General features: G+C 70.1%; 4 protein-coding genes. All 4 read right to left on the reverse strand.

Going from position 1 to position 7,321, the window contains the following annotated elements:
* The coding region (locus tag G3O06_RS45460) for a serine/threonine-protein kinase (RefSeq protein ID WP_205819987.1) at positions 1-1,756 on the reverse strand (1,756 nt) is incomplete at its 3' end.
* A gap of 72 nt (positions 1,757-1,828) precedes the next feature.
* Positions 1,829-2,503 carry a type VI secretion system-associated protein TagF gene (gene tagF, locus G3O06_RS45465; protein WP_205819988.1) on the reverse strand — a complete coding sequence of 225 codons (675 nt, stop codon included), beginning with the start codon at positions 2,501-2,503 and terminating at the stop codon, positions 1,829-1,831.
* The gene (gene tssM, locus G3O06_RS45470) at positions 2,485-6,111 is read right to left on the reverse strand and encodes a type VI secretion system membrane subunit TssM (RefSeq protein WP_205819989.1); all 3,627 of its coding nucleotides are present in this window, start codon (positions 6,109-6,111) and stop codon (positions 2,485-2,487) included. The genes tagF and tssM overlap by 19 nt, the downstream gene beginning before the upstream one ends.
* Positions 6,112-6,113: 2 nt before the next feature.
* A partial coding sequence (locus G3O06_RS45475) for a DotU family type VI secretion system protein (RefSeq protein WP_205819990.1) occupies positions 6,114-7,321 on the reverse strand: 1,208 nt, incomplete at its 5' end.

Below are 7,321 nucleotides of genomic sequence, written 5' to 3' on the forward strand. Positions count from 1 at the left end.
TCGTGCTCGCGGGCGGCGGCGTACCGGCCTGCGGCTGGCTCGCGACCGGCGTGGGCTCGTCGGCGACGCGGGCGGGACGCGACAGATAGGTCGCGGCGAGCCCCACGGCGATCAGCGCGACGAGCGCGCTGCCGACGTAGACCGGCAGGCGGCGGTTGCGTGATCCAACGGGAGCCTGGCCCCGTTGGGAGCCGGTGGGCACCGAAGCGCCGCCTGATGACGAGGCTGTTGCGGCGGGATGCGGTGCGGTCGCACCGGCGGCGCCGGCAGCGGCCGACGCGTTGGCATTCCCGGAACCTGCCGCACCACGCGCACCGATGTCCGTGTCGGTGCTTGTGGATCGCGTACCGGCTTCGTCCGGTGCGTCAGCTCTTGCACCGGGCGATTCTTTCGCGCGTTCGACGTTTCCGTGCGGTGCGCCGGAATCAACGGGTTTTTCAGCCGAGTTCTCAGTCGGCTGAGTCGCATGCGATTCGGACGCTGCGAGCGTACCCGCAGCCGCGATCGCGGCACCTTGCGCGACCGCTTTGGACGTCGAATGCGCGTCATCGGCCTGCGGCTTGGCGCCGGAAACGCCAGGCGATGCGGATGCCGTGTTCGTGGACGTAGACACATGATCCGCACCGGCGGACGTCGCCGGCCGCCCATCCGGCGCAGCGTTGCCCGAAGCGGTCCCGCCCGCGCCGATCGAAGTCGCGGCAGCAGCGGATGCAGTACCGGCCCCGGCAGAAGCCTCACCGTTCCCTTCCCCGCTCCTGCCCGCCTCACTCACCGGCGGCACGGCCGCCGCGCCATACCCGCCACCCGTCCCGAAGTCCCGCAACCCGAGCTCCGTCGCAAACGCCGCGACCGATTCCGGCCGATCCGGAATCCGCAACTGCAGCGCATGATCGACCGCTGCGAGAAACGCCGGGCTGTACACCTCGCCGGCCGGCAGGTCGCGCGACGCAAGCGGCCGGTACGTGTCCTTGATGCTGCGCACGACGGCCGCCGGCGGCAGTTCGCCGGTAATCATCGCGTGCATCACCGCGCCGAGCGCATACAGATCGGTCCATGGCCCCTGGCTGAACGCGGGATCGTCGGTGTACTGCTCGATCGGCGCGTAGCCGGGCTTGATCATCATCGCGCCGTCGTCGACCAGATCGCCGATCCGTTTGCGCGCCGCGCCGAAGTCGAGCAGGATCGCGCTGCCGTTCGGGCGGATCAGCACGTTGTCGAGCGCGACGTCGCGATGGAAGCACTGCGCGCGATGCAGCGTGTCGAGCGCGCCGAGCAGCGCGCCGACGATGTTGCGCAACTGCGTCTCGCTGATCCGCATCCCGCCGTCGAGCAACTGCTTGAGCGTGCGCCCTTCGTAGAACGGCATCACCATGTACGCGGTGCCGTGGCTTTCCCAGAAATGCAGGACCTTGACGAGGCCCGGATGGTCGAATTGCGCGAGCAGGCGAGCCTCGTTGAGGAACGCGCCGCGCCCGGCGTCGAACGCCTGCGCGAACCGCTCGGAGCGTAGCGACACCGTATAGTCGCCGCCGCGCGTGGCCAGCATCGACGGCATGTACTCCTTGATCGCGACCGCGCGCCGCAGCGTGCGGTCGAACGCGCGATAGACGATCCCGAAGCCGCCGATGCCCAGCACCTCGTCGAGCTGCAGTTCGCCCAGGCGATGGCCGAGCGGCAGCGGCCGCACCGTGAATTCGGATGCGTCGCCGCGTGTCGCCGTGTCGTGCTCGTTGTCTCTCGATTCAGCGCCCTTCATCTCCACCACCTCTCGAAACCGCGTCCTTTCCGCCCGCCGCGCCCGGCGGCCCGCCCTCCTTCGGCCGGGCCGCTAGCCGCCGCCGAACAACGTCACGAACAGCGCGTTGTCGGGCGTGCCCGTATGCGCATGCGTGCGCAGCGGCGAGCCGTCCGCGCGGTTGGTCCACCAGAAGCTGGTGCCACCGTGCGGATCGAAGTAACCGGACAGCCCCGGCCACGCGGCCGGCGCCGGCATGCCGTCGACGATGTCCGCGTACGTGTCGTCGCCCGGTGCGAGCCGCACGCGCTCCAGCATCTGCTCGAGATCGCCCGGCGCGCGCGCATGGCGGATCGCGTCGAGCAGCGCCTGGCCGACCTGCCAGTAGAACGCGTCGGCCGCATCAGGCAGCCCGTTCCAGTAGTCGGCCGCGCGCATCGGCAGCGTGGCGATCACCGGGTAGTAGCGCCCCACGCGGTCGCAGCTCGGCGCGAGGCAGCCTGGCTGAATGCACGACGCACCGGCGCCCGCCGGAATCAGGAAATTCCAGACCGGCGCGACCGTGTAGTGGCGCTCGATCTCGTCCGCGCCGCGCTGGCGCAGCGCGGCCATCCCCTGCTGGAGCCAGCGCTCCCACCACAGCGCGAGCGCATGCGGCAACCGGCTGTTCACGAAGTCGCCGGCGCCGGGAATCTTCCCGTACCAGGCCGGCGCATCGCCGTCGGTACGCGTGAACGGCGGTGTCGGACTCATGGCTTCGGAGGGCATGTAAAGGACTCCATCTGGGGCAGCCTGAACGGGTTGCGGACACTGCCCGCATTCACTTGCAACACGATCGGTTTGCCGTCGACCGTGAAGCGCGCAATCATCTGGTCGGAACCGCGCCCGGCGGATACCCCCGCGAGGTCGAACAGCCGGTGCAGCGCCCACGGCCCGTCGGTCGAGAAACCGTCGGTCGCACCGGCCTGCCCGGACACCTGCAGCCGCACCTGGTTGCTGCCGCGCGGGCCCGGCCAGTCCACCGCGCTCTGCACGAGCGGGCCGTGCGCATAGCGGACGATCTGCCCGTCGACGTCGAGCACCATCTCCGTGATCGACGGGTCCATTTCAAGCGGCTGGATCTGTACCTTCAGCTGCGCGGTGCGCGCACCGCCGCCGAAATAGACGTCACGGATCACCGCCGCCTTCTCGAACGACGCAAGCATCGCGGCAGCCGACGGATCGGCGTCCGCATTGCGGTTCGCGAAGCGCCACGGGTGCGACGTCGTATCGACGATCGACTGCAGGTTCTTCTGGAAGAAGTCGTCCATCAGGCCGCCGGGCGCGAACATCTGCGCGAAATCCGCCGGCGCGACGTCGCGCGACGAGCCGCGCGCGAACGGATAGCGGCCCGCGATCGCCTGCCGGCAGAAGTCGCCGACGTTCGCGCCGGCCCGCGTCGCGACGCTGCGCTGCTCGACGGTCGCGACGCTGCCGTTCGCGACGTTCGACAGGTCGTCGAGCACTTCGCGGAACGGCGTCGGCAGGCGGCCGGCCTGGGCGCGCAGCCTGGCGGGCGCGTCGGACGGCGGCGGTTGCGCACCGCTCCTCAACGCGTCGTCGGTGGCCGTCAGGTACGTGTACAGCGCGTCGATCGACTTCAACACTTCGTTGAACGCCTGGGCCTGGTCGCCGCTGCCCGGCGCGAACGCGCGCAGCCCGGCGAAGTGGCTGTCGACGATCTGCTCGGCGCTCGCGGGCGCCGCCGCGGACGCACTCGAATTGCTTCCCTGGCCCGCGAAGATCTGCGACAGCGAGCTGCGCGCCTCGTCGACCTTGTCCTGCGCGCGCGCGGCGAGATTGCGCGCCCCGCCCGGCGCATCGCCGAGCGCCGTGTCGCGTGCGAGCGCGACCATCAGCCGCGTGAGCGGCGAATCGGCGGACGACAACGCGCGCGCCACCTGGATGCTCTGCGCGAGCGTTGCGGTGCGCTGCAGCTTGATGTCGGCGAGATAGTCGTCCCAGATCTTCAGGTAGTCGTTCAGGTACAGCTGGCGGATATCGCGTGCCCACGCGGCCGCGTCGTTCGGCCCGGGAATCTCGGACAGCCCGAGGTTCAGCACCCACACTTCCTCGCGACCGTAGGCTTCGACCTCGCCGGCCAGGCGTGGCGCGAACACGTTGCGATAGCCGTTGCGCGTATAGAGCCCCGGCACGCCTTCCGACAGCGGCTTGCCGCTCTGGCGGCGGAACACCAGCGAAGCATCGGGGCCGACCGCCCGTGCGACGCTGAAGTCGAACGCGGAGGTTGCCGGCCGCAGCGTGAGCGTGAGCTGCCGGTACAGCCGCTGCGAGAACGGCACCTGCCGCAGCCGGTCGCGCACGTCGGCCACGAGCCGCTCGTTCATCGGATACGGCGACACCGCGACACGGTTGCCGAACAGCGCAGCGAGATGCGCACGCAGCGCGGTGCGTTCGGCCGGCGAGAAATCGGGCGGCAGCGCGCGTTCCATTTCGAGATCGACGACGGCCTGCACGAACGCGGGATCGTAGTGCGCGCTGTCGTACAGCATCAGGTACGCCTTCAGCGCCGCATATGCGTATTCGGTTTCGTCGGGCCGTGCGTCGCGCAGCGCGGCTTCCATCCGGCTCGCGGCGATCGGCAGCAGCACGTCTTCGAGCGCGCGCCGGTACACGGCGTCGACGGCCTCGTCGATCTTCTCTCCCTGGAACAGCCCCCACCGATACGCGAGCGGCGGATGCTGCAGGTCGACGCCGCCCGCATTCGCGAGGTTGCCGAGCGCGTCGAGCACGGGCAGCAGGCGGGCGACGTCGGCTGCATCGGAGAATTTCGCGCCGGCGATCTGCGCATCGACGGCCGGCACGCGCGCGGCGATCTGGTCGAGATACGCGCGATTGTTCGAATAGCTGCGCAGCCACGCGACCAGGATGGCCACGCACACCAGCGCGAACAGCACGTAGCCGGCAATCTGCAGCACGCGCCGCTTCTGGTGCCAGCGCAGGTCGCTGCCGGCGAGCGCGGCTTCGCGGAAGATGTGTTCCTGCAGCAGCGATTTCAGGAAGAAGCTGCGCCCGGTCGAGCCGACCTGCGCGACTGGCGGCACGCCCTCGATCTTCAGGAAGCGCTTGATGCCGCTCATCACGCGATCGAATGCGGTGCCCTCCTGCGTGCCGCTCGTCAGGTAGACGCCGCGCAGCATCGGCATCGGCTCGTAGCTCGACACGGAAAACACCTCGGCGACGAACTGGCCGAGCATGTCCTGCAGGTCGGCGATCTGCTGTGGAAGCAGGTACGTCATCTCGCGCTGGCGCGCATCGGTCTGCGCGGCGAGCAGTTCGGGCAGCCCGTCGTTCAGCCGCTGGTGCAGCAGCCGGTATTCGCGGTCGAAGGCCGCGCGCAGGTCGAAGCCCGGCGCCTCGCTTTGCGCGAGCGGGAACGTGAAACCCCACACCTGCGCGCATTCCGTGCGACCGTAGCTGCTGAAATACTCGGCGAAGCCCGCGAGCAGGTCGGCCTTCGTCACGAGCAGGTACACGGGAAAGCGGATACCGAGCTGCGCGCGCAGTTCGAGCAGCCGCTTGCGCAGCACCATCGCGTGCTGCGTGCGCTCGGCCTCCGACGCACCGAGCAGATCGGCCACACTGATCGTCAGCATCGCGCCGTTCAGCGGCTGGCGCGTGCGGTATTTCTTCAGCAGGTCGACGAAGCCCTTCCACTCGGCCTCGTCGAGCGCGCGGTTGCCCTCGTGCGTCGTATAGCGGCCGGCCGTGTCGATCAGTACTGCGTCGTTCGTGAACCACCAGTCGCAATGCCGCGTGCCGCCCACGCCGCGAATCGCCGCGCGGCCGAACTGCTCGGCGAGCGGAAAGCTGAGCCCGGAATTCACGAGCGCGGTAGTCTTGCCCGAGCCCGGCGCGCCGATGAACACGTACCACGGCAGCTGGTACAGATACTGACGCGACATCCGGTCGAACCAGCGCGGCAAGCCCTTGCGCACGGTGTCGGCCTGCCCGAAGCGGACTTTCTTCAGCAGCGTCGCGGCTTCGTCGAAGCGGTTGCGCAACTCGTCGAGCTGCGCTTTGGCCGGATCGGCGGCGGTGGCCGGCCCGGGTGCGGCGTCGCGCAGCTGGTTCAGCAACTGCGCGTTGAGGCGGCCGGCGCGCCAGCTGCGCCATGCGACGCGCGCGCCCCACGCGATGAACAGCACCGCGATCGTGAGCCCGCGCGCCCAGCCGCTTTCGAGCGGCCTGACCTCGGCGAACGCGAACAGCGGGCCCGCGAGCCACACGAAGCACGCGAGCACGACGAGACCGGCGAAGGTCCAGATCTCCCGCGACGGCAACGGCCGGACGAAACGCGCGACAGCCTGGTTCATGGTCAGTTGGCCCCCTGCGTCGTGCTCGCGCCGGCGGCGGCACCGCCGGGCGCCGGCAGCAGCGTGATTTCGACGCGCCGGTTCAGCGCGCGGTTCGCCGGCGAATCGTTCGGCGCGACCGGGTCGAGCGTGCCGCGCCCTTCCGCCGCGAGCCGCTCCGGACGGTCGAGCCGCGCGGCGATCATGCCGCGCACGGCTTCCGCGCGTTCGCGCGACAGGTCCCAGTTCGACGCGAAGCGCGCCGTATGCACGGGCGTGTCGTCGGTATAGCCGGTCACGCGCACGTTGCCGGGCACCTTGTTCAGCGCATCTGCCACCCGCGCGAGCACCTGCACGTAGCGGTCGATCACCGACGTCGAGCCGGACTTGAACAACCCGTCGCCACGCAGCACGATCACGCTGCGATCGGCGTCGTCGCGCACCGACACGAGGCCGGCCGCGATCTCCGGCTCCAGGAACTTCGCGATGCGCGGCGCCGGCGCCGGGCGCGGCGGCGCCTGCGCGGGCTGCAGCTTCGGCACGTGCAGCGCGTCGATCGACGCGAACAGCCGATCCGAATGCCCGGCGAGCGCGATGCGCAGCCCGACGAACATGCCGAAGCCGACCAGCAGCGCGAGCGCCACGCACACCCACAACGGCACGACGAAGCGGCGCGCAACGTCGCGCGTGACGACGTCGCGCCAGTGCGGCGACAGCGCCGGTTCGAACTCGCCGCGCACCGAGCGGATCGTCAGCGCGAGCTGGTGGCGTAGCGCGTCGAGCTGCGCGTGGCCGTTGTCGAGCACGCGATAGCGGCCCTCGAAGCCGAGCGCGAGACAGAAATACAGCAGCTCGAGCAGGTCGAGATGCTGGCGCGGCTGCTGCGACAGCCGTTCGAGCAGGTGGAAGAATTTCTCGCCGCCCCAGGTCTCGTTGTGGAACGACACGAGCAGGCTGTGCGACGACCACACGCTGCCGCCCCACGGCGTCAGCGCGGCCGCCTCGTCGAGCGCCGTGCACAGGCAGTAGCGCGCGCCGATGATCGCTTCCGACGGCACGCCGGCCTCCTGCGCGCGTGCCTCGAACTGCCGGATCTCGACCACCAGATGCTCGCGCAGCCACGCCGGATTCGGGTGATGAACGGTCGAACGGATCTGCGGCACCAGGTTCAGCAACGGATTCGCCGCCGCGACGAGCGGGTTCGTGCCGCTCGCGGCCCAGCGCCCGGGGC

The organism is Burkholderia sp. Ac-20345 (assembly GCF_017104825.1).
Lineage (GTDB): Bacteria > Pseudomonadota > Gammaproteobacteria > Burkholderiales > Burkholderiaceae > Burkholderia > Burkholderia lata_B.

What these genes read in the sequence shown, in the direction of transcription:
- tagF (WP_205819988.1), bottom strand. Translation starts at nt 2,503, where the DNA reads ATGCCCTCCGAAGCCATGAGTCCGACACCGCCGTTCACGCGTACCGAC.
- tssM (WP_205819989.1), bottom strand. Translation starts at nt 6,111, where the DNA reads ATGAACCAGGCTGTCGCGCGTTTCGTCCGGCCGTTGCCGTCGCGGGAG.